Source organism: Corallococcus sp. CA054B, from assembly GCF_003611625.1.
GTDB classification, from domain to species: Bacteria; Myxococcota; Myxococcia; order Myxococcales; family Myxococcaceae; genus Corallococcus; species Corallococcus coralloides.
On sequence record NZ_RAVY01000026.1, the window covers coordinates 25,871 to 51,620 of the forward strand.

Genomic DNA, 25,750 nt, shown 5'->3' on the forward strand with positions numbered 1-25,750 from the left:
GAGCTACACGGGAGGCCGGTGCGCGGCGGAGTGGCCGCGCATCACCTCCTGGAAGAAGCGCCGTCCGACGAAGAAGCCGCCCAGCGGAGCCCCGGACCAGAGGGCTCCGGTGGACGGGTCGAGGATCCACGGCGTGATGTCGACACCCTCCGCGCCCGAGGCCCTGCGCAGCGGCCCCAGCCGCGCCCGGTCCTCGGGAGTGGGCGGCTTGCCCAGCTCGAACACCTCAATGGACGCACGCCGCGTGGGAGAGCGCGCCGCGCCGGCATCGAGGCAGCGCAAAGCCAGCGCCGTCACCTCTTCACGCGTCAGGGCGAAGCGCCGCGCCGGGTCCCGCGCGCGGTCCACCATGCACGCCAGCTTCAGACCGCGTGCGTCCCACCGGTGCACCACCACGTCCGTGGCCTCCGCCAGGGCCTGGGCTCCGTCGGGGGCGCCCCACACGAAGCCGCGCTCGGCGACAGCGCGGCCGGCGAAATAGGAGGCGAAGGACGCGGCATCACCGCGCTGTTCAGGAGAGGTCGTCATGGGTGGAAGCACACGCCGCCTCGATCCTGTTTCCAACAGCCCCCCACGTCGGGCCGAGCGAAGCCCACCCCTCTCGTCCCATCCGGCGCTTGGATTCCAGCAGCTTCAAGCACCGACACCAGGAGGCCCGCGAATGATGGACGACTCACCCTGGCTGTGGACCCGCAGGCGCATGCTGGGAGCCACGGGGGGACTCCTCACCGCGAGCGCATGGATGCCTCCGGTGCTCGCCGCCACCGCGCCGCAGGTGAAGCTGCCGGACACCTACGCGAAGACAGAACGCGAGCGCCCCGGCCCGCCCAACCCCCAGCCCGAATCCGAGCGCGTGGGCTGGGCCGTCGTCGGCCTGGGCCATCTGTCATTGGAAGAGCTCCTCCCCGCCTTCGGACAGATGAAGCGAGGCAGGCTCGTGGCGCTGGTGAGCGGCGACCGCGCGAAGGCGCAGGCCATCGCGAAGCAGTACGGCGTCCCGGACAAAGGCCTCTACGACTACAAGTCGTTTGATCAGATCAAAGACAATCCAGATGTGCAGGCCGTCTACATCGTCCTGCCCAACAGCATGCACGCGGAGTTCACCGTGCGCGCGGCGCAGGCGGGCAAGCACGTCTTCTGCGAGAAGCCCATGGCCAACACCTCGGCCGAGTGCCAGCAGATGATCGACGCCTGCAAGAAGGCCGACCGCAAGCTGGGCATCGCCTACCGCCTCCAATACGAACCGCACCACCGCGCGGTCATCCAGATGGCGCGCAACAAGGAACTGGGCACGCTCAAGCTCTTCACGGCGAACAACGGCCAGAACCAGGGCGAGCCCAACCAGTGGCGCCACAAGAAGGCCCTGGCGGGCGGAGGCGCGCTGCCGGACGTGGGCATCTACTGCCTCTCCGCCGCGCGCTACTTCAGCGGCGAGGAGCCCACGGAGGTGCAGGGCTTCAGCTACAGCATTCCCAATGACCCGCGCTTCAAGGAGGTGGAGGAGTCCTTTGCCTTCCACCTGCGCTTCCCCTCCGGCTTCCAGGCGCACTGCACCAGCCACTACAGCACGCACGAGACGAAGGACCTGCGGCTGATGGGCACGGACGGCTGGGCCTCCATGGACCCCGGCTTCTCCTACAGCGGGCTGCGCCTGCGCGTGGGCATGAAGTCCAAGAACTTCCCCAAGGCGGACGACACGGTGGAGCGCAGCTTCAGCCAGCCCAGCCAGTTCGCCCGGGAGATGGATCACTTCTCGCGCTGCGTGCAGGAGAACGTCGTCCCGCACACGCCGGGCGAGGAGGGGCTCGCGGACATGCGCATCATCGAAGCGCTCTACCGCTCCGCGCAGGAGGGCAAGGCGGTGAAGCTGGAGGCGCCGAAGAAGCTGGATGCCTTCCGCGGCCCACCTCCCAAGGAAGAAAGCTGAGCCCACGCAGGCGGCCAGCGGCCCGTGACCCAGTCCCGTGCCCCGAAGTCCTCCGCCAGAATGCACGCCTCACGGAGCGCTGCGATGGGTGCGTGCACGGGCGGCAAGGCGGGAACCGAGCAGCGGCATCTGCCCGGGCCCGGTTGCCTCAAAACCTGCCCGACTGTCGAACAGGGGTTCCACCGCATGTCCCCGAGTCCACGCCGGTCTGGCAGGAGCGCGACCTCGCGCGTGCGAGAACGCCAACGTGGAGCGCGGATGGAGGCGCCCGCCCGGGCCCGGTTGACTCAAAACCTGTCCGACTGTCGGACAGGTTTTCGCCCCATGCCGCCCGGGGGCGCGCTGGCTCGGCAGGCGCGCACGTCCATGTCAGACCCCTGTGGTTGGATGGCCATGCTGGGACGAGGAAGGGGCGTGGGGATGGAACGGCGAGGACTCGTGGCCTATGTGGAGGCACAAATCGAGCGCGATATCGCGCTGGGGCGGCTGCACCCGAGCGGGAGGTTCGGCTCGGAAGCGAAGCTGGCGCGTCGCTATGAGGTATGCCGGGGCACCATCCGAGAGGCGCTGCGACGGCTGGCGGCGCGAGGCCTGGTGGTGCAGCGCCCCGGACGCAAGACGCGCGCGGTGCCGCTGGATGAGTCGCTGACGCTGGAGAACCTGGGCCTGGCGCTGCATGACGTGGGCAATCCGGATGCCCGGTGGCTTCTGGAGGGCTACTTCAGCCTCAAGCGTCAGGTGCTGGTGGAGCTTCTGGCCGACTGTTGCGAGAAGGCTTCGGACCTCGACCTGGACCGGCTGGGGAGCGCGTGCTTCCGGCTTCAGGACGCGGCGCGCTGGGAGTCGGGGGAAGCCTGTGCGCAGGCGGAATTCGAGTTGCTGCGGCAGGCCGCTCGGGTGGCGGCGCGGCCCGGACACGTGCTCCTCGTTCAGTCCCTGCAGCGGGCATTCCTGGGAGGAGCCGCCCAACTGCTGCCGCATCTGGGCGGAGAGGCGCTGCGCGAGTGGGCCTTCCGCGTGATGGCGATCCTGCGCGAGCGCGACATGCAGGCACTTCAAAACGAGCTGCCAGCGCTGCTGAAGGCGTGCGACGAGCGGGTGCTGGACGCCTTTGCCCCCGCGGCCAAGGAGCAGGCATCACCCGAGGCCCACGTTCCCCCCGCGTCATCAACCACGCAGGACTCCGCGCCAGAGACACGCCCCTGCACGGAGGAACGTGACTTCGGCGCTCCCATGGCAGCCCCTGGGCAGGACGAGTCGTTGAAGACACACCACTGCGTGGAGGAGCATGGATTCGACGGCCCCGTGTCGACAGCGGAGCAGGACACGACACCGGAGGCCCTCCTCGTGAAGCCGAACAACGGGCAGCCACCGTCTCCAGCCGCGCTGGGACGCTCCACCTGCGAGCTCCGAGGGGAATTCACTGAGAAGAGCGTGCCCGATGTGGCCTTGGAAGACCTGTTCGACTGTCGGTCAGGTTGAGGCGTCGCGCCTCCAACGGACCTCTAATGACTGACTCACGCCCGGCGGTGGCTGCGCCGGTACGCACCGGGAGCAGTCCCGTCCCAGCGCTTGAAGGCCCGGTTGAAGGACGCCTCGCTCTGGTAGCCGATGGCCGGAGCGACCTCGCTCAGGGGCAGCTCGCTTTCGCGCAGGAGCTGGGCCGCCTTGATCATCCGCCATCCCACCAGGTACTCCAGCGGCGGCTCCCCCACGAGCTCGCTGAAGCGCGCGGCGAAGCCGGACCGCGACAGGGCCACGGCGGACGCGAGGCTCTCCACCGTCCAGGGCTCCTCGAGGCGCTCGTGGATGAGCGCGAGCGCCTTGCCAATCTGCGGATCCGCCAGCGCCCGCAGCCCGCTCTCCCGGCACGACCCCTCCGACTTCATGATGTGCGCCCGCAGGGCCTGCACCAGCAGGATGTCCGCGAGCCGGCTCATGATGACGGTGGCGCCCGGATGCGACGACGCGCTCTCCGTCAGCAGCAGCTGCACCGTGGACGCCAGGGACGGCGCCGTCTCCGCGTCGTCCGCGGCCAGGTGGATGACGCGGGGCAGTTCCTTGAAGAGGAGCGTGCGCGGCGCGACGCCCAGCTGGAACGACGCCGCCACCAGCGTCGTCCGCTCGCCGTCGCCGCCCAGCCGGATGGAGCCCTTGCCACGGGCGTTCGCACAGGCCCCGTGCTCCAGGACATGCACGGGGCTGTCCTCCGCGTCGCGCAGCGTGTGGCCACCGCCATGCGGCAGCACCGCCAGGTCCCCCGCGCTCAGCACCAGGGCTCCCGGAACGCCCTCCACCTCCAGCCGGGCCCCACCGCGCGCGACCAGGATGATGTGCGCGCCCGGGGACGTCCCGAACTGGAGCCCCCACGGCGCGAACAGCTCGAAGCGGCCGTGCATCCGGGTGGAAAGGCGCAGGGTGTCCAACACCTCCGCCAGGACATCCGCTCCCTGGGGCTCCAGAGCGTCTGGACGATCGGTCAATTTATTTGGACTGGATGCCATGGAACGTCCATAGCGCCTGGAGCATTCAACGGCCATGGCAAATACACTCAAGCTCCTCTCCCCCGTCCGCCTGGGCCGGCTCGAACTGAAGAACCGGCTGGTGATGGCCCCCATGACCCGCAGCCGGGCGCTGGCGGACGGCAACGTCCCCAACCCGCTGGCGGTGACCTATTACGCGCAGCGGGCGTCCGCGGGCCTCATCGTCTCCGAGGGCACCCAGGTCAGCCCCCAGGGCGTCGGGTACATCCGCACGCCGGGCATCCACTCGCCGGAGCAGGTGGCGGGCTGGAAGAAGGTGACGGACGCGGTCCACGCGGCGGGCGGCCTCATCTTCGCGCAGCTGTGGCACGTGGGGCGCGTCTCGCACCCGGACTTCCATGGCGGCGAGCTGCCGGTGGCGCCCTCCGCCATCGCGGTGGAGCAGGAGGTCTTCACGTTCCAGGGCAAGAAGCGCGCGGTGGTGCCCCGGGCCCTGGAGACGCATGAGCTTCCCGGCATCGTCGAGCAGTTCCGGCAGGCCGCTCGCAACGCGAAGGAGGCCGGCTTCGACGGCGCGGAGCTGCACGGCAGCAACGGCTACCTGCTGGACCAGTTCCTGCGGGACGGCTCCAACCAGCGCACGGACGCGTACGGCGGCAGCATCGAGAACCGTGCGCGCCTCCCGCTGGAGGCGGCGCGGGCGGTGGCGGAGGTGTTCGGCGCGGACCGCGTGGGCTACCGGCTCTTCCCGCAGAACTTCCCGTACACGGGCATGCACGACTCCACGCCCACCGAGACCTTCACGTACATCGCGAGGGAGCTGGGCAAGCTGGGCCTGGGCTACCTGCACGTGACCGAGCTCGTCACGGGCCCCGCCGCTCCGGCGCCCGAGCAGCGCATCACCCCGGCGATCCGCAAGGCCTTCCCGGGCGTCATCATCGCCAACGGCGGCTACGACGCGCAGGCCGGTGAAGCGGTCATCGAGCGCGGCGAGGCGGACCTCGTGGCGTACGGCGTGCCGTTCCTCGCCAACCCGGACCTGCCGGAGCGCTTCCGCCGGTCCGCTCCGCTCAACACGCCGGATGCGTCGACCTTCTTCCAGGGCGAGGAGAACGGCTTCACGAGCTACCCGGCGCTGGGCTGAGCCGAACAGGAGGGAACCGTCATGAGCACGCAGCGAAGACTGGAGCGAATCATCGACCTGCCCGAGCCCACGCAGGGGCAGTTCGGGCCCGCGCACACGGTGGTGCCGGTCATCTCACCGGAGGACTACGCGCGGTCGGATCCGTTCATCCTGTTGATGGACGACCGCATCGACGGCAAGCCCATCGGCGGGCCGCATCCGCACGCGGGCTTCGAGACGGTGACCCTCGTGGTGAAGGGCGGGATGACCCACGACAGCGGCAGCCTGGGTGAAGGCGACGTGCAGTGGATGACGGCCGGCAGCGGCGTCATCCACGGCGAGGGACTGGAGGGCGACCTGGGCCAGGCGCGCATCCTCCAGCTCTGGCTCACGTTGCCGAAGGCGCAGCGCTGGGTGCCCGCGGGCTACCAGGACCTGCCGTACGCGCAGCTGCCGGTGCGGCGCGAGCCGGGCGTGGAGGTGCGCCTCTACAGCGGCACGTCGGGGACGGTGCGGTCGGCGACGAAGAACTACGTGCCCGTCACGCTGGCGGAGTTCGTGTTCGAGCCGGGCGCGTCCATCGCGCAGGACCTGCCCGCTTCGTACAACGGCTTCTTCTACGTGCTGGAGGGAGAGGTCGCGGTGGGGCCGGACCGCCGGGCGCTGAAGCCCGGGCAGGTGGGCTGGCTGGACCGTCCGGTGTCGGGAGGCGACAGCACCGTCCGCCTCACGGGGACGACGCGGGCGCGGGTGCTGCTGTACGCGGGTCAGCCGCAGCGCGAGCCGCTGGTGAGCCACGGGCCGTTCATCGGGGACACCCAGGACGACATCCTGAGGTCCTTCGCGGGATACCGCGCGGGCCGCTTCGGCCCGCCACCGCCGAGGTAGCGGACCCGAGGAGCCGCGAGCGTCAGCGGCTCTCGACGGGGGCCGGCGCCAGGGTGGCGGCGGCCGTCGCGCCGGAGTTCGCGCGCTCCAGGTGCGGGCCCAGCTGGCCCATCAGCATCAGCCCGGCCATGCGGAAGTCGGAGATGAGCGACCAGAGCGGGTACTTGAAGGTCGCGGGGCGGTTGTGCTCGATCTTGAAGTGGCTGGCCCACGCGAAGCCGTAGGCGCACACCAGGGCTGCGGGAATCAGCGCGCCGCGTCCGGTGACGGCGGCGGTGATGCCCAGGCCCACGCCCAGGCTGGTGCCGGCGAAGTGCAGCCAGCGCGTCGACGCCTGCGAGTGCTCGCGCAGGTAGAACGGCCAGAACTCGCCATAGGTCTGGATGCGGTCGGACATGAAGTGAAGTTGTGTCCAGCTGCCCGCCTCTCGTCAACCCATGTGGGCCCTCTTCGTGCCGGCTGCGACACCGCCCGGCTCCGGACCGTGGGCAGGGGGGCAGCCGAGCGGTCCTCGACGCGGCCCGTCGTTTTTGGACGGACCGGGAACAATCCGGTGCGGACGGCCTGGACGGAGAGAGGCGCGAACCGCGCGTGTCGTGAAAGACTCGTGGGCGCGCATGAGTGACTGGACGCCCAAGCTGAACCCGGCGGTGGACCTGCGGCGGCTCCCGCTGAACGCGGAGGAGGGCTTCGTGCTGTCGCGGCTGGACGGCCACACGCGCGAGAAGGACCTGCCCGCGCTGACGGGGTTCCCGCCAGACAAGCTGCGAGACATCCTCACGAGGCTGGTGTCCCAGGGAGCACTGCTCCCGGGCACGGAGGCCGTGGGTCCCGTGAACACGGTGCGGCCGGAGGCGGCGCCGGCCCCGTCCACGGAACCTCGCGCGCCGTCACTCGACGCGAGCGACACGGAACCACTGCCGGAGGCAGAGGCCACGGACAGCGCGGACGACGAAGCCGGCCCCGTGGACGACGTGCCCGAAACGGTCCAGGGCGACTACCGCAAGCTCTTCGAGACGCGGCTGCACGCGCTGCCGGAGGACCAGCGGGTGGCGCTCGCGCATGGAGCGGAGGACCCGGAGCTGTCCGCGCTGTGCTTCGACCCGGTGCCCGCCGTCATCAAGGCCGTGCTGGAGAACTCGCGCGTGGGCCTCGCGCACGCGCGCCTCATCGCGAGGCACCACCGCAACCCCGTGGGCCTGGAGGCGCTGGTGGCCCGAGCCGCCTTCGCCGCGGACACAGGCGTGCGCCGCTTCCTCGTGCGCAACCCGCAGCTGCCGGCGGCCCTCTTCCGCCGCCTGTGGGCGATGCGCCGGCTGATGGAGCACCACAAGCTCACGGTGGACCGGGACGTGCCGGAGCAGACCCGCCGCACCGCGCGCGAGCTGTTGCGCCAGCGCTTCTCCACCGGCCCATCCGAAGAGAAGGCGGAGCTCATCCTCAACACGGAAGGCCGGGCCCTGGGCGCGCTCGTGGGCATGCCGGTGGACGGCAAGACGACGTCGCTCTTGTGCGGCCGCACGTACCGCTCACCCATGCTGGTGCAGAACATCGCGCGCTGGAGCGCCGCGCCGCCCGCGCTCATCGCGCACCTGCTCAAGCAGGAGCTGGTCCGCCGTCAGCCCCAGCTGCGCATGATGCTCGCGCGCCACCCCAACGCCCCCGCGGACGCGAAGCGCACCTGAGCCGCATGCCCCACGCCGAAGCCAGGGTCGTCCGCGAGCTGAAGCACCACCTGCTCACGCATGGGCTGCGCAAATCGCGCGTCCTGCACCTGCTGGTGGATGCGCATCCCTCGTATGTCCGCAGCCCGTTCGCCCGGGACCTGGAGCCCATGACGCGGCTCACGCTGGAGGGCACCCGGCCGGACATCCTGTGCAGCGTGGCGCGGCCCGAAGGCGTCCTCGTCACGGGCATCGAGGTGAAGGCCTCTGAAAGGGATTGGGTCCAGGGCCTGGGCCAGGCGCACAGCTACCGCGCGGGCGTCCATCACGCGTACCTCGCGCTGCCGGCCTCCGCCGCCGACCTCCGCGCCCCCACCCTGAACCAGGCGCGCAGCATCGGAGTCGGAATCCTCGCCCGGGACGCGAAGCACTGGGTGGAGGTCCTTCCGCCCGCGGACCCTACTCCGCTGCCCCGCGCCGTCAGTCAGGCCTCCTCGCTGCTCGAAGGCGTTCCCGCCGCGCGCAGCCTCCAGCTCAACCATCCGCTCAACTACCTCGCCGCCGCGTTCCTCGCGGACCGGGGTGCCCCTGCCGGGGAGCTGATCAAGTCGCTCGCTGCGCACTGGAAGGACCTGGGGAGCGACAGCTCGCGGCGCCACGCGGCCACGGGCGCCAACACGCTCGGGCTGCTGGACCTGGACTGGAAGCCCACGCTCGAAGGCCGCACCGTGGCGGACCTCCTGGCCGCGCTCCAGTTCGACCCCGACACCCGCTACGACAAGCGCAAGCGCCTGCTGGACGTGCACGCGGCCTTCGCCGCCGTGGCGCGCTTCGTCCTCATCCGTCAGCCCGCGGTGCGCCTCATCCACCGGACGCTCGCGGACCACGGCGGAAGCCTCACGCTGCCGGAGCTGGCCGTGGCGGCGGGCCATGACGACCCGGCGCTGGCGACAGCCCTCTTCCTCGCGGACCCCTCCGGGACACTGAAGCCCGGGCTGCGAGGACCGGACATCAACCCGTCCACCGTCTTCAAACTCAAACAGAACCTCTGGCACGCGGGCCTGCTCGACACCAAGGCCCACGGCACCGCCGGCAAGGACGCCCGCGCCTACCGGCCCGCGGAAGACGTCTGGGCCCTGCCCCGCGACAAGGCCTCTTGACTACAACTGTAGCCATGGCATATCGCTCCTGACTACAACTGTCGTCAGGAGGGATGCCGTGGACCGACCGCCGCATGGACAAGGGAACCCTGACGCACGCGCCGAGGCTCCTTCCCGGGAGCCGGTGCCGATTGCGCCGTTCCTCCGGGAGGGTCTGGGCTGGCTGCTGGCGTTCTACCTGCTGCTCGCGCTGCTACCGCCCCTGCACCTGATGGACACGCTGCGCGCCGGGGAGCACATGGCCCGCGTGTGGTGGAAGGCCGCGGCCACGGCGCACCGTCACGCGGCGCCGTTCGTGCTCGCGGAGCTGGAGTCGTGGTGGCACGAAGCGCTGGCGGCCCGGAGCACTTCGCGAACCTCGCGCGCGTGATGCGGCTCAGGGCTTCCGCGCGGTGATGAGCGGCTGGTTGAAGCCCGTCTCCTCCGGCGTGTACCAGCGCGGATCCACCAGCCCCGCGCGGGTGAGCGCCTGCTCCAGCTCCACGGGTTGCAGCAGGCGGTAGACGCCGGTGTGCTCGGTGGTGTGCCAGACGCCGGACTCCTGGCGCAGGATGAACTGGCGCACCGTGTACTGCCTTTCATCCACCGCCCAATCCCAGACCTGGAACAGCACGCGGCGCCCCAGCGGCGTGTCCAGCACGCGCTCCGCCGTGAAGCGCGGCCGCTTCTCCAGGAGCGCCGAGTGGTCGCGCAGGCTCGCCACCAGCAGCCCCCCGGGAACCAGGCGCGACGCCATCGCGGTCGCGGCGTCGTCCAGGTCCGAGTCCTCCAGGAGGTGCGCCATCGCGTTGTCGCAGGACATCACCACGTGGAAGGTGCCCGGCACCTGCCAGTCCAGCATCCGCATGTCCGCCACGCCGGTGGTGATGCTCACGTGCATGGCGCGGGCTTCCCGCTCCGCGCGCGCCACGGCCGAAGGACTCAGGTCCGTGGCGTGCACGGAATAGCCCCGCGACGCCAGCCCCAGCGCCTGCGTGCCGATGCCGCACGCGCAGTCCAGCACCCGGCGCGGCGGCGGTGCGCCCGAGCGGCGCAGCAGCGCATCCAGCACCGCGCCCTGCCGGTCCACCGACTGCTCCCAGTCCGCGAAGAGCAGGTGGTACTCCTCGGCCAGCCCTTCGTAGAAGTCCAGGACGCTGTCAGACATGACGGCTTCCTCCTTTAACACCCCCATGCGAGCCGTCACGCGCGTGGATGCGGGACGTCGCCTGGCCGTCATGTCTCGGGCGGGAGGTCTTCTCCTCTGTGGGTTGTTACCCGGAAGACGGGGCTCGGGAGGCCCGCGCGGGCGTGTGCGGACGACACCGGGCAGGATGCACCGTCGTTCCCCGCGTGAAGCTCGCGCGCACCTGAGGAAGGAGCACCGATGCTGTCGTTGACGCCCTCACAGGTCCGCCTGGGATGGTCCGCCACGAACAAGGCGGAGGCCATCCGCCTGGTCGGACAGGTGATGGTGGAGTCGGGCTTCATCTCGCCCGGCTACGTCGACAGCATGCTCAAGCGCGAGCAGGCGTCCGCCACGTTCCTCGGCCACGGCATCGCCATTCCGCACGGCCTGCCGGAGGCGCGCCACCTCGTGCTCCAGACGGGCGTCGTCGTGGTGCAGTTCCCCGCCGGGGTCGTCTGGAGCGAGGACGGCCATGCGCACCTCGTGGTGGGCATCGCCGCGAGGTCCGACGAACACCTCCAGGTGCTCGCCAACCTCACCGGCGTGCTGGACGACGAGGCCCGGGCCGTGGCCCTCGCTTCCACCCTGGACGCGGCCGCCATCATCCAGGCGCTCAACGGCCCCAGCGCCGACGCCGGGCCGGAGCCCCGCGCCGCCCCCGTGCTCGACGGCCACTCGCTCCAGGTCCTGTCCCCTCCGCCGTACGGCCTGCACGCGCGCCCCGCCACCGTGCTGGTGGAGGTGGTGCGCCGCTTCCGCGCCGACGTCACCGTCCACCACGAGGGGCGGCAGGCGAACGCCCGCAGCCTCCTGTCGCTCCTGCGCCTGGGGGCCGGGGGCGGCACGACGCTGACGCTCACCGCGGCGGGGGACGACGCGGACGCGGTGCTCCTCGCGCTGCGCGATGCCTTCGACGCGAGCCTGGGCGAAGCCGCTCCCGCCGCTCCCAGGACGTCTCCGCTGCCCTCCGTCGCGCTCGACTACGAGGGGACGCTGGTCGCGGGCCTGTCCGCGTCACCGGGCATCGCGGCCGGGCCCGTGTGGGCCTTCCAGCGCCAGCGGCTGGAGGTGGAGGAGTGGGCCGCCGACGCCGCGCGGGAACACCAGCTGCTGGACGAGGCGCTGGCCGGAGCCGCGGCGGAGCTGCGCCAGCTGCACGAGGGCTTCCTGCTGAAGGCGGGAGCGCAGCGGGCCGCCATCTTCAAGGCGCACCTGGAGCTGCTGGACGACCCGGAGATGCTGTCGGAGTCGCATGGCCTCATCGACATTGGCCTGAGCGCGGGCGCGTCCTGGCGCCGCGTCTTCGAGAGCCGCGCGGAGGGACTGGCCCTGCTGGACGAGCCGGTGATGGCCGCCCGGGCCGCGGACCTGCGGGATGTGGGGCTGCGCGTCCTGCGGCCCCTGGCCAGGGTGCTGGAGGTCGAGCCCATCTTCCCGGACCACCCCGTGGTGCTGCTGGCGGAGGACCTGGCGCCGTCGGACACCGCGAAGCTGGACCCCGCCATGGTCCTGGGCCTGTGCACGGCCAGCGGCGGCACCACGTCGCACACGGCCATCATCGCGCGCTCGTTGGACCTGCCGGCGGTGGTGGCGGTGGGGCCGTCGGTGATGGACCTGCGCAACGGGCAGCACTGCATCCTGGACGGGGACGCGGGCGTGCTCGTCGTGGGGCCTTCGGAGCGGGACCGGGCGAAGGCCGCGCACCAGCGCGAGCGGATCCGCACGAAGCGCGAGCAGGAGAAGCTGGAGCGCTACCGGCCCGCCATCACGCTCGACGGCAAGCGCATGGAGGTGGCCGCGAACATCAACGAGGCGATGGAGGCGCGCAAGGCCGTGGACGCGGGCGGCGAGGGCGTGGGCCTGATGCGCACGGAGTTCCTCTTCCTCCAGCGCGACGAGCCGCCCGACGAGGAGGAGCAATTCCTCGCGTACCGCTCCATGGTGCGCGCGCTGAACGGCCTGCCGCTCATCCTGCGCACGCTGGACATCGGCGGAGACAAGCACGTGCCGTACCTGTCGCTGCCGGCGGAGGCGAACCCGTTCCTGGGCGTGCGCGGCATCCGGCTGTGCTTCGAACGGGAGGACCTGTTTCGCACGCAGCTGCGCGCCATCCTGCGCGCGTCGAAGGAGGGCCCGGTCCGCATCATGTATCCCATGGTGGCGATGCCCGAGGAGCTGGCGAAGGCGCGCGCCATCACCGAGTCCGTGCGCCGCGAGGTGGGCGCGGAGCCGGTGGAGACGGGCATCATGATGGAAGTGCCCTCGGCGGTGATGATGGCGGAGCAGCTGGCGCGGGACGTGTCGTTCTTCTCCATCGGGACCAATGACCTGACGCAGTACGTGCTGGCGATGGACCGGCGGCATCCGGTGCTCGCGTCCCAGGCGGACGGGCTGCACCCGGCGGTGTTGCGCATGGTGGACCTCACCGTGAAGGCGGCGAGGCGGGCGGGCATCTGGGTGGGCGCGTGCGGCGGCATCGCGGGCGACCCGTCCGGCGCGGTGGTGCTGTCCGGTCTGGGCGTCACGGAGCTGAGCGTGGCCATCCCCAGCATCCCGGCGGTGAAGGCGCTGCTGCGGGGCATCTCGATGGCGGACGCGGAAGCGGTGGCCCGGCGCGCGCTGGAGTGCGTCAGCGCCGCCGAGGTGCGGGGCCTGGTGCGCGACCTGCTGGCGCGAAAGGAAGCAATGGCATGAGGCCGACGAAGCCGGGCGTGGTGACGGTCACGTTGAACGCGGCCATCGACCAGACGCTGGAGTGTCCGGGGTTCACGGCGGGCGCGGTGAACCGCGTGGTGGCGGAGACGCGCACGCCGGGAGGCAAGGGCATCAACGTGGCGGCGTTCCTCACGCAAGGCACGAGGCCGGTGACGGCCACGGGCTTCCTGGGCGAGGACACGGTGCCGCTGTTCGAGACGTTGTTCCGCGAACGAGGCATCCAGGACCGCTGCCTCCGGCTGCCGGGCTCCAGCCGCGTGAACATCAAGGTCGTGGACCGCACGGGCGGCGCGGTGACGGACCTGAACCTGCCGGGCCTGCGCGTGCCAGAGGAGGCCCTGGGCGCGCTGATGGCGACGTTGGATGCGCTCGTGGAGGAGAACTGCTGCTTCGTGCTGTCAGGCAGCGTGCCGGCGGGAGTGCCCGCGTCCATCTACGCCACGCTGACGGAGCGCTTGCGAGCCAGGGGCGCGCGGGTGGCGGTGGACACGAGCGGAGCGCCGCTGCGCCACGCGGTGGCCGCGAAGCCGGACTTCGTGAAGCCCAACGCCCACGAACTGGAAGAGCTGGTCGAACGCCCCCTGAGGAACGCGGGCGACATCGCGCGAGCCGCACGCGAGCTGCACGCGACAGGCATCGGGCTGGTGGTGGTGTCGCTGGGAGCGGACGGCGCCGTCTTCGTGTCGGACGATGGCGCCTGGCGGGCCCTGCCGCCCCCCGTGGAGGTGGCGAGCACGGTGGGCGCGGGGGACGCGCTGGTTGCCGGAGTGCTGGCGGCGAGGCTGGAAGGCCACGACCTGGAGACCTGCGCCCGGAGGAGCACGGCCTTCGCGGCGGCGAAGCTCGCGAAGGTGGGCCCGGTGCCACCCGCACCCGAGCGCGTGGCGGAGCTGCTCTGCGCGGTGCGGATGCACCCGCTGGGCACGGGCTGATCAACAGCCGCGAGGCAGGTGCACGCGGAAGGTGGTGCCCGCTTCCGCGGTGGACACCACGTCCACCACGCCGCCGTGCGCGCGGACGATCTGATTCACGATGAAGAGCCCCAGCCCCACGCTGCGGTGCTCGCTGCCCTCGGTGGTGCCCCGGGTCATCGGCTCGAAGAGCACGGGCAGCAGCGCGGGCAGAATGGGCGTCCCCGGGTTCGTCACCGCCAGCACCACCTCCCGCTCGTCCCCGCGCACCTCCACGCGAATCAAGGCATCCTGCTCGCTGTACTGCACGGCGTTGGTGAGCAGGTTGGTCAGCACCTGCGCGATGCGATCCGGATCCCAGCGCCCCTTCCCGCAGCCCTCGCACACCAGGTCCAGCGAGCGTCCCTGCGCGGTGAGCCTCACCTCGTCCACCACCTGCTCGGCGACTTCATGCAGGCTCATGGGCTGGGGCTTCACCGGCAGGGCCATGCCCGTGCGCACGTGGGTGAAGTCCAGCAGGTCGCGGATGAGCCGGTTCGCCCGGTCCGATGAATCGAGGATGCGCCTCAGCCCCCGGCGCGCTCGGTCATCCAGGTCCGTCCTGCGCATCAGCGTCGCCGCCGCCAGCGAGATGGCGTTGAGCGGGTTGCGCAGGTCGTGGCTGACAATGCCCATCAGCTGCTCGCGCAGGACCGACGCCTCCTGGGCGCCCATCAACTGCGAGTCGCGATCCGACAGCGTCTCCTCCTGTTCCAGCTGGTAGCCCACCAGGTCGCCCAGGTGGCGGAAGGTCTCCAGCACCTCGTCGGAGAGGTCCGCCGGGTTCGAATCCAGCGCGCACAACACGCCGAAGAACTCCCCGCTGCGCCGGTACAGCGGCACCGCGACGTAGCTCTCCACGTTGTACATCTTCGGCGCGGGGTGGTCCGCGAAGCGCGGATCCGTGCTCGCGCGGTTCACCTTCAGCGGGGTCCCCAGGGTCCGCACCGTGTTGCAGAACGTGGTGCTGACGGCCAGCGTGTCTCCGGCCTTCAGCCCGAAGCCCATCTCGTCCAGCACCGCGCAGCACGTCCACGACTCCGGCGTCACGCGCGCCACCACCGCCAGGCGCAGCCCCGTGGTGCGCGTCAGCACGCGCAGCACCGTCTTCACCGCGTCGATGCGGCCTACGGCCTCCACGTCCGCGGTGAAGGGGTTGGCGGTGCGGGGGTGGGGATGGGCGGAAGGAGTGGGGGACATGAGTCGCTCCGCGTCAGCGTACCCGTCGCTCGGGCACCGGTGCTGTTGGACCCTGGACCAAGGCCAACTGCCACCCAGCGATACCCTCAGGCTAGCCTCTCCCCTCCAGCTTCTCGATGGCCGCACGCACCGCTGGCGGAACCGGGACCTTCTCATTCGTGGCGTAGCGCAGCGTCACGACGATGGAGCCGCCGCGCGTGTAGAGCACCCCGTCGTCCGCGCCCGCCACCACGTGCTCGAAGGTGATGGAGGAATTGCCCACGCGCGTGACGCGCGCGCCCGCCACCAGGTTCACCGGGAACACCACCGGCTTGAGGTAGTCCGCGTGCGTGTTGGCCAGGATGGGCCCCACCCCGTCCGCCATCGTCGTGTCCGCGCCCGCGGCGGACGGCCCCACCAGCCCGATGCGGGCCATGTACGCGATGCGCGCGGACTCGAACCAGGTGAACGTGCGGGCATTGTTGACGTGCCCGTACGCGTCCATCTCGCTCCAGTGCACCGGGAAGCTCACGACGACGGGGAAGTCCTTCAGGGAGGCGTTCGACATGCCCCCCAGGGTCGCAGGGACCATCCCGCCAGGGAACGGAAACCACGCCTGCCTGCCCTCCAGGAGTCCCGCGCAGGCATGCTAAGCCAGGGGTCCATGGCTCTCCGGTCCACGCTGGCGCCGCCCGCCGCTGTCCCATCCCTTCCCTCCGCCGTCCGGGGTCCCCGCGATGGCCGGTGAGCCCACGCGGCCCCAGGGGGACCGCCGCTACGACCCGCCCGCGCCCTGGGAAGAGCCGGGCCCCACGCCTCCGCCGCACCTGGTGCGCGAGCGCGGCACCGCCACGGCCACCAGGCCCCAGAAGCACGCGGACATGGTGCGCTGGCTGCACCCCGGGCAGGTGCTGCGCACGGGCCTGGACGCGGTGGTGGCCACGGTGTTCGGCGCGCGCGCGGATCACCGGCTCATCGAAGCGGTGGTGCGGCCGCAGCAGCCCTACTTCGACTATTCGGAGGAGTCCGGCGCGGACGGCGACTTCTGGCTCGACTACGTCTCCGACATCGGTGACGGCTGGGACTCCACCTACGCGGTGGCGCGCCTGCTGGCGCTGCCGGAGCTGCGGCTGCCGGAAGAGGACGGCAAGACCGCGCACGTCACGCCGCGAGGCCGCGTGCTGGTGTTCGGCGGTGACGAGGTCTACCCGGGCGCCAGCCGCGAGACGTACGAGAAGCGCACCGTGCAGCCCTACGAGGCCGCCATGCGCCGCTCGCAGGCGCCCCACCCGGACCTGTTCGTCATCCCGGGCAATCACGACTGGTATGACGGCCTGTCCGCCTTCATGCGGTTGTTCTGCGCGCAGCGCTGGCTGGCCGGGCGCCGCACGCGGCAGAGCCGCAGCTACTTCGCGCTGAAGCTGCCGAAGAACTGGTGGCTCATCGGCACGGACGTGCAGCTCAACAGCGACATCGACGTGCCCCAGGTGGAGTACTTCCGCCAGGTCGCGGAGCAGATGGGCCCGGACGACCGCGTCATCCTCTGCAACGCGGAGCCGGCGTGGGTGCTGGCCGCGGCCGCGCGGCGCACCAAGGGCAGCTACCTGGAGAACAACCTGGAGTACCTGGAGGAGAAGGTGCTCGGGCGGCGCATCGCCGTGTTCCTGGCGGGGGACCTGCACCACTACCGCCGGCACGAGGACGACACCGGCCAGCACCGCATCACCGCGGGCGGAGGCGGCGCCTTCATGCACCCCACGCACGCGCCCGCGGCGCCGGTGCTGCGCGACGGCTCCACGCTGCGCAAGAGCTTCCCGGACGAAGCCACGTCCCGGAAGCTCGCGCGCAAGAACCTGTTCCTCATCCGCTACAGCCCGCTGTTCGGGCTCATCACCGGCCTGTGGTACCTGCTGCTCGCGCTGGCGGCCTACGCGGAGGTCGGCTCGCTGGGCATCTCCCGCCTGCCAGAGGTGGTGACGGCGGTGGCCAACAGCATGGTCAACCGGCCGTGGACGCTCATCCTCGGCATGGTGACGGTGGGAGGACTCGCGGGGCTGGCGGACGCGGCGCTGGGGAAATGGCGCGCGCTCCTGGGCAGCCTGCACGGCGTGGCGCACATCGTGGCGGCGTTCTTCGTCGCGTGGGGTGCCACGTACTTCACGGTGAGCAAGCTGGGCGTGTGTCCGGTGCTGTCACCGGATGGCGCGCACTGCGCGGACGGCTGGCTGCACCTCGCGGGCAAGTTCTTCTTCTCCTCCGCGTTCACCTTCGTGGGCGGCTTCCTCGTGGGCCCGTTCATCACCGGCCTGTACCTCTGGCTGAGCGTGAACTTCTTTGGAGCGCACTCCAATGAAGCCTTCGGGTCGCTCGCGCTGCCGGATTGGAAGAACTTCCTGCGCATGCGCATTGGCAAGGACGGGGCGCTGACCATCTACCCCGTGGGCCTGGAGCGCGTGCCGCGCAAGTGGAAGCCCACCGGCGCGGGGCCCATGTCGCCCGCGTTCGACCCGGACGACCCGAACGCCACCGAGCCGTTCCTCATCGAGCCGCCCATCCGCGTCTGCCGTTGACGCCCTCCCGCCGCGTGCATGGCGGAAGGGCGGCCGGGACAGCGGGTTACCGGGACACGGTCTCGTTGGAGAGCGACACCGTCTTCGCCGTGCTCTGCACGAGCACCTGGTCGATGCCCTGGGCACCCTCACTCGGAACGTCGGAGATCAGCACCAGCTGGTCCCCCACGACGATCTGCGGAGCCGCCTTGGCGACGTCCCCCACGGAGAAGGCGCCGAAGGGCGACTGGAGCGAGAAGTCGAGGTAGGGATACTTGCCGTTGCTGAGCACCCACTCCTCCTGGTTCACGCTGCCGATGCACGGGACCTTGCAGTAGGCGCATTCGATGGGACCGCCCAGGCACAGCTTCATGCACGCCTTGTAGGTCAGGGTGGTGCAGCTCTTCTTGCCGAATCCCGCGACGGACCTGGCTCCCACGGAGCCGCTGGAAATTCCGCTCACGGAGGCCACGAGCTGGCCCTCGCGGAACACCATCGCAGAGTAGGTGGTCGGCTTGCCGTTCGCGTCCACGAAGCTCGCCGCGAACTCCTGCCCTTCAGACGTCTCCGTGACGACGGAGGCGGCGACCACCTTGCCGTCCGAGATGACCGTCTTGACGGTCGTCTCCCGGGCCTCGCCGGAGGGCTCGTGGGCTAGCGCCGCGCTCCAGCCCTTGGCCTGCGCGGTGTCCACGACCACGCCGTCCTTGCCGGACGTGTCAGCGGACTGGACGAGCAGTTCCTTGCCCTCCACCACCAGCTTCGCGGCGCCCGTCGCGCAGTGCTTCATCCCGGAGAACTGGACACAGTCCTGCGCCTGCGCCTGCGCGAGCGGAAGGGCCAGGACGAACAGCGTGGCGAGACCCGAGTGGGCAAGACGGCGGAACAGACGCATGGGGGGTGCTCCTGACAGGCTCCGGGGGAAATCCCAGGAAGACGGCCAGCGCCCGCATTCACCAGATATGCCAATGACTCTCCGTGCGCCTGGGAACGCAGGAGCAGGCCCCCTGGTACGGATGTGTGGCATTGGGTGTCACAGCCCCAGCGATTCTGTGACCCGCGGGGCTACAGGTCCGTCGTCTTCCGCGACGCATCCTCCAGGAGCGGCGCGATGCCGGGCTGCTTGCGGCTGAGCGTCACGTAGTCCTGCACGGCGGCGTCCAGACCCACGTCGCGCTTCGCGCGCTCGGACAGGAACCACGGAGGTCGTACTCGCGCTGCGCCACGCGCGCGGGCGTCTCCTTGAAGGCGTAGATGGTGGCGCCGTAGCTGACGAACACCACCACGTGCCGGGACAGACCGCGCGGCACCTCCACCACGCGCGGTGAACGCTCCGTCCACGCCTCCAGCGGCAGCTCCCACGGAAGGTCGAGGAAGTCCGGGTGCCCCTGCCGGATATGCAGGGAATGAAGGCGGCGCGAGGGGTGAGACATGTTGGCCACAAGCCTACCGTCCGGGTGAGCGCGCTTCATCCGGGGGGGGCGCTGGCCCGCGTGGAACGTTCGCTGTTAGAGGAAGACGCCATGCGCCCCCTCCGCGGACTCTCACTCTGCAGCGCGGCCCTGCTGTCGGCTTGCGCCGGTTCTTCGCCAACGCCCGCGCCAGCTCCGTCCGCGCCTGGAAGCATCACGCTCGCCGCGCCTGCGGGAGACGCGTGGTACCGGGGCGCGGTGTTCTACGAGGTGTTCGTCCGCAGCTTCCAGGACTCCAACGGCGACGGAGTGGGAGACCTGCCGGGGCTCATCTCGCGGCTGGACTACCTGAACGACGGCAACCCGGCGACGACGGACGACCTGGGCGTGGATGCGCTGTGGTTGATGCCGGTGTTCGCGTCACCCAGCTACCACGGCTACGACGTGACGGATTACGAGCGCATCCAGACGGCGTACGGCTCGCTGGAGGACCTGCAGCGGCTGTGTGACGAGGCGCACCGCCGGGGCATGCGCGTCATCCTCGACTTCGTCATCAACCACACCAGCGCAGCGCATCCGTGGTTCGTGGATTCGGCGTCCTCGGCGCAGTCGCCGAAGCGGGACTGGTACCAGTGGCGCGCGAGCGACCCGGGCTGGAAGCAGCCCTGGGACCTCTACTCGCAAACCAGCACGTGGCATCGGCAGGACAGCGGTTGGTACTACGGCGCCTTCTGGGGAGGCATGCCGGACCTGAACCTGCAGACGCCCGCGGTGCGCGAGGAGATGAAGCGCCTGGCGACGCTGTGGCTCCAGCGCGGCGTGGACGGCTTCCGGCTGGATGCCGCGCGCTACCTCATCGAGACGGGCGGCGGCGCGGGGCAGGCGGACACGCCGGAGACGCACGCGTTCTGGAAGGAGTTCTCCGCGCACGTGCGTTCGGTGAAGCCGGACGCGGTGCTGGTGGGCGAGAACTGGAGCGAGACACCCTCGGTGGCGAAGTACTACGGCTCCACGGCGACGCTGCCGGGCGGGGACGAGCTGCCGCTCAACTTCAACTTCCCCATGTCCACGCGGCTGATTGAAGGCATCCACGCGGGCAACGGCGGGGGCGTGGCGGCGAAGCTGCTGGAGATGAAGAACAACTATCCGGCCGGCGTGGCGGACGCGCCCTTCCTCACCAACCACGACCACGTGCGGCTGGCGACGCAGTTCGCCAACGACGGGGCGAAGCTGGGGCTGGCGGCGGCGGTGCTGCTGACGCTGCCGGGAGCGCCGTTCCTCTACTACGGCGAAGAGGTGGGCCTGGGGAACGGCAACGCCAACAACGACGAGTCCAAGCGCACGCCGATGCCCTGGAGCGCCGCGGCGGGAGGAGGCTTCACCACGGGCTCGCCCTGGTACGCGTTCTCCAGCGGAAGGGAGACGGCGAACGTGGAGGCGCAGCAGCGCAACCCGGGGTCACTGTTGTCGCGCTACCGCTCGCTCATCCACGCGCGCCAGGGCTCGGAGGCGTTGCGAAACGGAGGCCTGCGGCTGTTCACGGCGACGACAGGTGTGTCACGGACGCTCGCGTTCGTGAGGACGTTGGACGACGAGCAGGTGCTGGTGGTCCACAACTTCTCCACCACGCAGGAGTCGGTGGGCCCCTTCGACGTGGAGGCCACCACGGCGGAGCCGCTGTTCGTGGACCCCGGAGTGACGCAGCTCGCGGGAGGCACGGGAGCGTGGAAGGCCAGCATCCCGGCGCGCTCCACGGGCATCTGGCGGCTGCGCTAGGGGCTGTCCCTGATTACCGCAGCCAAAGAAGCATGGAAGCAACGTGCAGGACGGCGAGGTAGCTCTTCGCCGTCTTGTCGTAGCGGGTGGCCGCAGCCCGAAAGCGCTTGAGGTCGTGGAAGAAGCACTCCACCCGGTAGCGCAACCGATAGAGGGTGCGGTCCAGCGCAGGCGGTTGCTTCCTGCTGGGATGGGGATGAATGACAGGCGTCATTCCCACCTTCAGGGCGTTGGCGCGAATGCGCTCTGCGTCGTAACCGGTGTCCGCGATGAAGGCCTTGCCCTCGGCGTGCACCAACAACTCCTCGGCCATCGTGGACTCATGTTGCTGGCCGGGCGTTATTTCGAGGTGGAGCGGCTTACCGCCCGCCGTTGTGACGGCGTGAACTTTCGTTGAAAAACCTCCTCGAGAACGCCCCAGAGCATTTCTTCGGACCCCCCTTTTCCGCCCGAGGCGTCCTGATGCGCCCGGACGACGGAAGCGTCTGCCAGCGAGCCGAGCTCATCCACCGGAAGTCGCAGGGCCTTGAAGATGGCTTCCCAGCGCCCGACTTGCGCCCAGCGGTGGAAGCGGTTGTAGACGGTCTTCCAGTGGCCGAATCGCTCCGGAAGGTCCCGCCATTGCACCCCAGTCTTCACGCGCCAGATGACGGCGTTGATGAAGTCGCGGTCCCCTCGCTTCGAGGGTGGGCCGCTACGCGAGCCCAGCAAGGGCTTGATGCGGCTCCACTCGGCATCGCTCAGTTCATGTCGGCGCACAGCCAGCGTTGATCATGCCTGACGCTGGCTGGCAACCTCCTGGTGCCCCTCAAGGCCGGGTCCAACGCCCGTGTTTGATCCACCAGGTTGATTTTCGGGCCGGAGATCAGGGACAGCCCCTAGCTGACGACGGGCTGACGCCACGAGCGGGAGAGGTGCGTCTCTCCCGCGGCCTTGAAGCGGCGGATGAGCTCCGCCGCCGCGCCCTTGCCCTGCTGGAGCAGCCACTTCAGCTCCGCGGGCATCAGCACCTTCACGGTGAGGAGCCGGACCTCGCCCCCGGGGAGCGTGAAGCGAGAGGGCAGCGAGTCCGTCTCCATGCCGATGAGCACGGCCACCCGGCCCTCGGGGGTGACGAGGGTTTCAGGCATGCCCACGCCGTCGACCTCCATGGACAGCGTGCCGTTGGCCAGGGAGACACGGAGCTTCTCGAACTCGGCGACCTCATAGGCGACGCGTTCGAGCAGGTGCACCGGCCAGCTCTTCCACACCTCCCCCAGCGGCTCGGGGGTCTCAATGGCGAGCTCCAGTCCGAAGCCGACGGTGGGCCGGTCCAGGATGTTGTTGAACGGGTCGGACAGGCCGTCGGTCACGATGAGCATGCCGCCGTCAGGACGACGGACGGCGATCCAGTTCTGACGCTCGCCGGGCCACGGACCGCCCACGACAGGAGGGATGTAGAGGTCGTCGGACATGGTGCCGAGCCCGCGCCACTCAGCTGCACGAGCGTTGCGAGCCTGATGCCACAACTCGGCACGTCTCTTCGTCTCCGCGCGCCGAACAGGATCGAAGGTCGGCGGCCCCGTGACCGATTCGAAGACCGCACCCGTGATGCCCGAGCGATCCATCGCGTCCTTGATCTCCTCGGAGACGATGAGCGAGCCCTTCCACTCCGACGGGCGGAACACGTTGGCGTCGCTTACCTTCGACGGATCGATACGCATGCCCGAGATGGAGAAGAGCTTCCCAACCTTTTCAGGAAGCCCATCCTCCTCGGTCCAGTAGTCCACCTCCGCGGAAGCCTCGGTATCAATGCATGTGAACTTACGGAGGACGTTGAGGATGAAGTACGGCCCTTCATGGGAATCGACCTCGACGGGAATCAACTCGATGTCATTGGGAGCCAGCTCCTGGAAGAGGGCGGCCAGCTTCGCATTGACCACCGGAGTACCGAACGCCGCGTGGGAGAAGTCACGGGATTCTCCCTCCAGGTCCAGGGGAAGCTTGATCTGTCCCTTGAAGTGGGCGGGTTCGCCGATACTGAATTGCCAGGGATCATCGAGCTCTCGCCTCTGAGCGTCGAGCGGATGCCCCAGGCACCAGAGTCCTTCCGCGACGCGCGCGTAGAGGTCGAAGTAGTTCTTCGCCATGGATGACACTCCTATGTCACTCCAAGCCGGTGACCCAACGATTCAAGTCGGACCCCTTTTCTTGAATCTCAGTTGCGAGTCTCCGCAGTGCTTTCGTCAACGAGGCGCGGCAGTCTTGCATGGTTCGGCACGTTGCCGTCGCATCCCTCAAAGTTGTGAACACCCTACGGTGGTACGCCTCTGGATGCGGGCCTCTATGCCCTGGCACGGACACCTTGTTCGCGACGTCATCGAGCGACATTCCCGCCTTGTCGAAGATCTTCTGGAACTCGGGCGACCACGGGCCACCGCGGTTCGTAGCGTTCCAGAACTTGTTGGATGCGATGTGGTGCTCCTGCCCCTTTGCATCCACCCCCGTCGCGACAGGCCCCTTGTCATCCCGCGCGGACATGGCCACCGCGTTCGGAGCCAGCACCAGCGTGACGACGCCCTCGGAGGACACGGCCGCGGACTCCACCTGCGCCGCCGCGCCCAGCCGGAAGCCCCCCATCTCCGCGGCCACCAGCGAGGCCTGCCCTGAACCCGGGAGCGTGGCGACCTTCGCCGCGAACGTCTCCGCCGTGCTCCCCACCGCCGCCAGCGCCAGCATCACGAACGCCCGCGCCGCGTTCTTCCCCATCACCTCGCCGTACTCCGCCCCCGCGTCTCGAAGCGCATCGAACGTCCGGGCGACACGCGCGTGTTCGGACAACTCGATCCATCCCTGGATGAGGTTCCACACCGTGTCGATGCCCAGGTAGGCGATGAGCACCACCGTCATCGTCGCCGCGATGCCCTTCGACACGGGCTCGGGCAGCAACCACAGCGCCAGGTACACGGTGCTCGTCGCGACGATGGTGGTGAGCACCGCGCGCCGGTCCGTCATCCCCACCAGCGCTTCCGACGTCTCTTCCCACACCGAGTCCAGCGCGATGGCGAACGCCAGCGAACGCCGCCCGCCCTCATCCAGCGTGGAACCCGCCTCCAGCAGTTGAAGACAGTCCCCCGGTGTCTGCTTGCGCTGGCACCACCGCCCATAAGCGCTCACCAACTCCCGGCCGTCATCCTCCACCAGCAGCCGGGCACGCGCAGGCTCCTCCACGGAGACCACCCCCAAGCGTCCACGCACATGGGCATAGGCCTTCGAGGAGAACGTGCCCGCGAACAGCCGATACGCGTCCTCACGAGGACGAGGGGACACCGGCGCATCCTCCGCCAGCGTCCGCACCGCGCCCGTGAACGCGTCCTCGTCCAACTCCACGGGCTCGACCTCCGCCCGAGGCACATGGACGACCGGAGCACCCTGCCCCGTCTTCAGCCGGACTCCGCGCGTCGCTGAACACCCCGTGCCCAGCAGCAACAGCAGCACCGCGACCGCCCAGCTCCGGCACGAGGACATGGATGCCTCCAAGGCCCCCATCCTCGGCCGCGCGGACTCACCGCAACCAGGACCTCCCGCGCACGGCGCGGCAACCGGCCGTCACGGGGCGGGCGACGACGGACCCACGACCCCGGCATCCTCGGCCACGGTCCCCGCATCCTGCACCTCCACGGGCACACCGGCGTCCTCCACCGGCCCCGCCTCCGGAGCAGCCACGGCCTTTCCAGACGGCACCACCGCGCTCCACGCCGGCTTCGTGGGCCCCAGCACCTCCTCCTGCGTGATGCCCGGCGCCACCAACAGGTCCACCACCGGAGACTGCGCCGGGTCACCCTTGCGCCCACCGCCGAAGCGGTCGGCGGACGGCGGCTCCCCGGGCACGATGCTCATCGCCATCAGCCGCGGGTTCGCGTTCGTGTCCCCACCGAACATCCCGCCCAGCGCCACGCGCCGCTCGATGGTCGCGCCCGTCACCGCCACGCCGTAGCCCCAGTCCGCGCTCGCGTGTCCGCCCAGGAAGCGGTCCGGCACCTGGAACACCACCGTGCGCCCGCTCACCTGGATGATGGTGGGGAAGAACACCCGCGCCTCCAGCTCCTGCTCCGTGGCCGCGTTCAGCTCCGCCTCCACCTTGCCGCCAATCCCCCCGGTCTTCTTCTCGTACGCATCCAGCGCCGCTTGCCGCCAGGTCTTGCGCAGGGCCTCACGCGCCTCATAGGGGCGCGGCGTCAGCACCACCGCCTTCTCCCACCCCGAGTCCGCCGCCAGCGTGAGCCCGCGCCCCGGCAACGTGTCCGTGCGCCCGGAGCCGGGCACCCGGTCCTGATCCACGTACAGGTCCACGTTGAACGTGTAGAAGCCGTGCCGAGCCCGCTCCGCGACCGTCGCGCCCTCCAGGTCCACGGACTGCGCGCGCGACGGCCTCGCGATGGGGTGCGCGAACGTCACCTCGAACCGCGTCGCCGCTCCATCCGCGAACGCCGCCACCGACACCACGTCCAGGTCCCCACGCCCCAGGTCGCTCCGGCGCGGATACACCAGCTCGCCGTCGCCGTGGTCATCCCCCACCGGATCCGTCAGCCGGAACAGCAGCGCGTCCTCGCGCGTCTTGCCGCCAGAACACGCGGCCAGGGAGCAGGCGAGCAGGAGCGCGGACACGCGGGAACGCACGAACATGGAAGGGCACCTCATGCACGAAGGGACGGCCCGTCCAGGTGTACCGCGCGGTGCCCCAAACGCAAGGAGCCCGGAGTGCCTTCACGGCGCC

22 protein-coding genes and 1 pseudogene are annotated in these 25,750 nt (G+C 70.2%); 11 read left to right on the forward strand and 12 right to left on the reverse strand.

What is annotated here, in order from left to right:
- Positions 1 to 3: 3 nt before the first annotated feature.
- The gene (locus D7V80_RS09390) at positions 4 to 528 is read right to left on the reverse strand and encodes a hypothetical protein (RefSeq protein WP_120587833.1); all 525 of its coding nucleotides are present in this window, start codon (positions 526 to 528) and stop codon (positions 4 to 6) included.
- A 133-nt stretch (positions 529 to 661) separates the two neighbouring features.
- Here D7V80_RS09390 and D7V80_RS09395 point away from each other — a divergent pair, with 133 nt between their 5' ends.
- Together D7V80_RS09395 and D7V80_RS09400 are read left to right on the forward strand one after the other, a co-directional pair.
- The gene (locus D7V80_RS09395) at positions 662 to 1,927 is read left to right on the forward strand and encodes a Gfo/Idh/MocA family protein (protein ID WP_120587834.1); all 1,266 of its coding nucleotides are present in this window, start codon (positions 662 to 664) and stop codon (positions 1,925 to 1,927) included.
- A 420-nt stretch (positions 1,928 to 2,347) separates the two neighbouring features.
- A complete protein-coding gene (locus D7V80_RS09400; protein WP_233585230.1) occupies positions 2,348 to 3,409 on the forward strand; it encodes a FadR/GntR family transcriptional regulator in 1,062 nt (353 codons plus the stop codon).
- A 35-nt stretch (positions 3,410 to 3,444) separates the two neighbouring features.
- Here D7V80_RS09400 and D7V80_RS09405 read toward each other — a convergent pair whose 3' ends face one another.
- Entirely contained in the window at positions 3,445 to 4,467 is a 1,023-nt protein-coding gene (locus D7V80_RS09405) for a cupin domain-containing protein (RefSeq protein WP_370452475.1), read from the reverse strand.
- Here D7V80_RS09405 and D7V80_RS09410 point away from each other — a divergent pair.
- Both D7V80_RS09410 and D7V80_RS09415 read left to right on the forward strand, forming a co-directional pair.
- Positions 4,466 to 5,554, forward strand: a complete 1,089-nt coding sequence (locus D7V80_RS09410) for an alkene reductase (RefSeq protein ID WP_120587837.1) — start codon at positions 4,466 to 4,468, stop codon at positions 5,552 to 5,554. The genes D7V80_RS09405 and D7V80_RS09410 overlap by 2 nt on opposite strands.
- Positions 5,555 to 5,575: 21 nt before the next feature.
- Positions 5,576 to 6,421, forward strand: a complete 846-nt coding sequence (locus tag D7V80_RS09415) for a pirin family protein (RefSeq protein WP_120587838.1) — start codon at positions 5,576 to 5,578, stop codon at positions 6,419 to 6,421.
- A 22-nt stretch (positions 6,422 to 6,443) separates the two neighbouring features.
- On the opposite strand, the gene D7V80_RS09420 is transcribed toward D7V80_RS09415, so the two are convergent.
- Positions 6,444 to 6,818: a DUF962 domain-containing protein gene (locus tag D7V80_RS09420; RefSeq protein WP_014393191.1), complete on the reverse strand. Its 375-nt coding sequence runs from the start codon at positions 6,816 to 6,818 to the stop codon at positions 6,444 to 6,446.
- Between the two features lie 220 nt (positions 6,819 to 7,038).
- On the opposite strand from D7V80_RS09420, the gene D7V80_RS09425 reads away from it, so the two are divergent.
- The 3 genes from D7V80_RS09425 to D7V80_RS09435 all read left to right on the forward strand — a co-directional run bounded on the left by D7V80_RS09425 (position 7,039) and on the right by D7V80_RS09435 (position 9,615).
- Positions 7,039 to 8,106, forward strand: coding sequence for a hypothetical protein (locus tag D7V80_RS09425; RefSeq protein ID WP_199738462.1), 1,068 nt, complete (start codon positions 7,039 to 7,041; stop codon positions 8,104 to 8,106).
- Positions 8,107 to 8,111: 5 nt separating this feature from the next.
- Entirely contained in the window at positions 8,112 to 9,245 is a 1,134-nt protein-coding gene (locus tag D7V80_RS09430) for a hypothetical protein (protein ID WP_120587839.1), read from the forward strand.
- 124 nt (positions 9,246 to 9,369) lie between these two features.
- On the forward strand, positions 9,370 to 9,615 hold the full coding sequence (locus D7V80_RS09435; protein WP_120587840.1) for a hypothetical protein: 246 nt from the start codon (positions 9,370 to 9,372) through the stop codon (positions 9,613 to 9,615).
- Between the two features lie 6 nt (positions 9,616 to 9,621).
- Here D7V80_RS09435 and D7V80_RS09440 read toward each other — a convergent pair whose 3' ends face one another.
- Complete coding sequence (locus tag D7V80_RS09440; protein WP_120587841.1) at positions 9,622 to 10,392, reverse strand: bifunctional 2-polyprenyl-6-hydroxyphenol methylase/3-demethylubiquinol 3-O-methyltransferase UbiG; 771 nt, start codon at positions 10,390 to 10,392, stop codon at positions 9,622 to 9,624.
- 219 nt (positions 10,393 to 10,611) lie between these two features.
- Between D7V80_RS09440 and ptsP the strand changes: the two genes are divergently transcribed.
- Together ptsP and pfkB are read left to right on the forward strand one after the other, a co-directional pair.
- The gene (ptsP, locus tag D7V80_RS09445) at positions 10,612 to 13,107 is read left to right on the forward strand and encodes a phosphoenolpyruvate--protein phosphotransferase (protein WP_120587842.1); all 2,496 of its coding nucleotides are present in this window, start codon (positions 10,612 to 10,614) and stop codon (positions 13,105 to 13,107) included.
- Positions 13,104 to 14,060 carry a 1-phosphofructokinase gene (gene pfkB, locus D7V80_RS09450; protein WP_120587843.1) on the forward strand — a complete coding sequence of 319 codons (957 nt, stop codon included), beginning with the start codon at positions 13,104 to 13,106 and terminating at the stop codon, positions 14,058 to 14,060. The genes ptsP and pfkB overlap by 4 nt, the downstream gene beginning before the upstream one ends.
- Here pfkB and D7V80_RS09455 read toward each other — a convergent pair whose 3' ends face one another.
- Complete coding sequence (locus D7V80_RS09455) at positions 14,061 to 15,278, reverse strand: GAF domain-containing sensor histidine kinase (RefSeq protein WP_120587844.1); 1,218 nt, start codon at positions 15,276 to 15,278, stop codon at positions 14,061 to 14,063.
- 91 nt (positions 15,279 to 15,369) lie between these two features.
- Positions 15,370 to 15,825 carry a thioesterase family protein gene (locus D7V80_RS09460; RefSeq protein ID WP_120587859.1) on the reverse strand — a complete coding sequence of 152 codons (456 nt, stop codon included), beginning with the start codon at positions 15,823 to 15,825 and terminating at the stop codon, positions 15,370 to 15,372.
- A gap of 169 nt (positions 15,826 to 15,994) precedes the next feature.
- Between D7V80_RS09460 and D7V80_RS09465 the strand changes: the two genes are divergently transcribed.
- A complete protein-coding gene (locus D7V80_RS09465; RefSeq protein WP_199738464.1) occupies positions 15,995 to 17,827 on the forward strand; it encodes a metallophosphoesterase in 1,833 nt (610 codons plus the stop codon).
- Between the two features lie 46 nt (positions 17,828 to 17,873).
- On the opposite strand, the gene D7V80_RS09470 is transcribed toward D7V80_RS09465, so the two are convergent.
- Both D7V80_RS09470 and D7V80_RS09475 read right to left on the reverse strand, forming a co-directional pair.
- Positions 17,874 to 18,701: a hypothetical protein gene (locus tag D7V80_RS09470; RefSeq protein WP_120587845.1), complete on the reverse strand. Its 828-nt coding sequence runs from the start codon at positions 18,699 to 18,701 to the stop codon at positions 17,874 to 17,876.
- Between the two features lie 241 nt (positions 18,702 to 18,942).
- Entirely contained in the window at positions 18,943 to 19,239 is a 297-nt protein-coding gene (locus D7V80_RS09475) for a hypothetical protein (RefSeq protein WP_233585232.1), read from the reverse strand.
- 90 nt (positions 19,240 to 19,329) lie between these two features.
- On the opposite strand from D7V80_RS09475, the gene D7V80_RS09480 reads away from it, so the two are divergent.
- Positions 19,330 to 20,994: an alpha-amylase family glycosyl hydrolase gene (locus D7V80_RS09480; protein WP_120587846.1), complete on the forward strand. Its 1,665-nt coding sequence runs from the start codon at positions 19,330 to 19,332 to the stop codon at positions 20,992 to 20,994.
- Between the two features lie 13 nt (positions 20,995 to 21,007).
- Here the strand turns inward: D7V80_RS09480 and D7V80_RS43845 are convergent.
- The 4 genes and pseudogenes from D7V80_RS43845 to D7V80_RS09505 form a co-directional block, all read right to left on the reverse strand.
- Positions 21,008 to 21,753 (reverse strand): annotated as a pseudogene (locus D7V80_RS43845) (IS5 family transposase).
- A gap of 119 nt (positions 21,754 to 21,872) precedes the next feature.
- On the reverse strand, positions 21,873 to 23,123 hold the full coding sequence (locus D7V80_RS09495) for an imm11 family protein (protein WP_120587847.1): 1,251 nt from the start codon (positions 23,121 to 23,123) through the stop codon (positions 21,873 to 21,875).
- Positions 23,124 to 23,139: 16 nt separating this feature from the next.
- A complete protein-coding gene (locus D7V80_RS09500) occupies positions 23,140 to 24,501 on the reverse strand; it encodes an AHH domain-containing protein (protein WP_120587848.1) in 1,362 nt (453 codons plus the stop codon).
- Positions 24,502 to 24,582: 81 nt separating this feature from the next.
- Positions 24,583 to 25,659, reverse strand: a complete 1,077-nt coding sequence (locus tag D7V80_RS09505; protein WP_158616585.1) for a glucodextranase DOMON-like domain-containing protein — start codon at positions 25,657 to 25,659, stop codon at positions 24,583 to 24,585.
- Positions 25,660 to 25,750 lie beyond the last annotated feature (91 nt).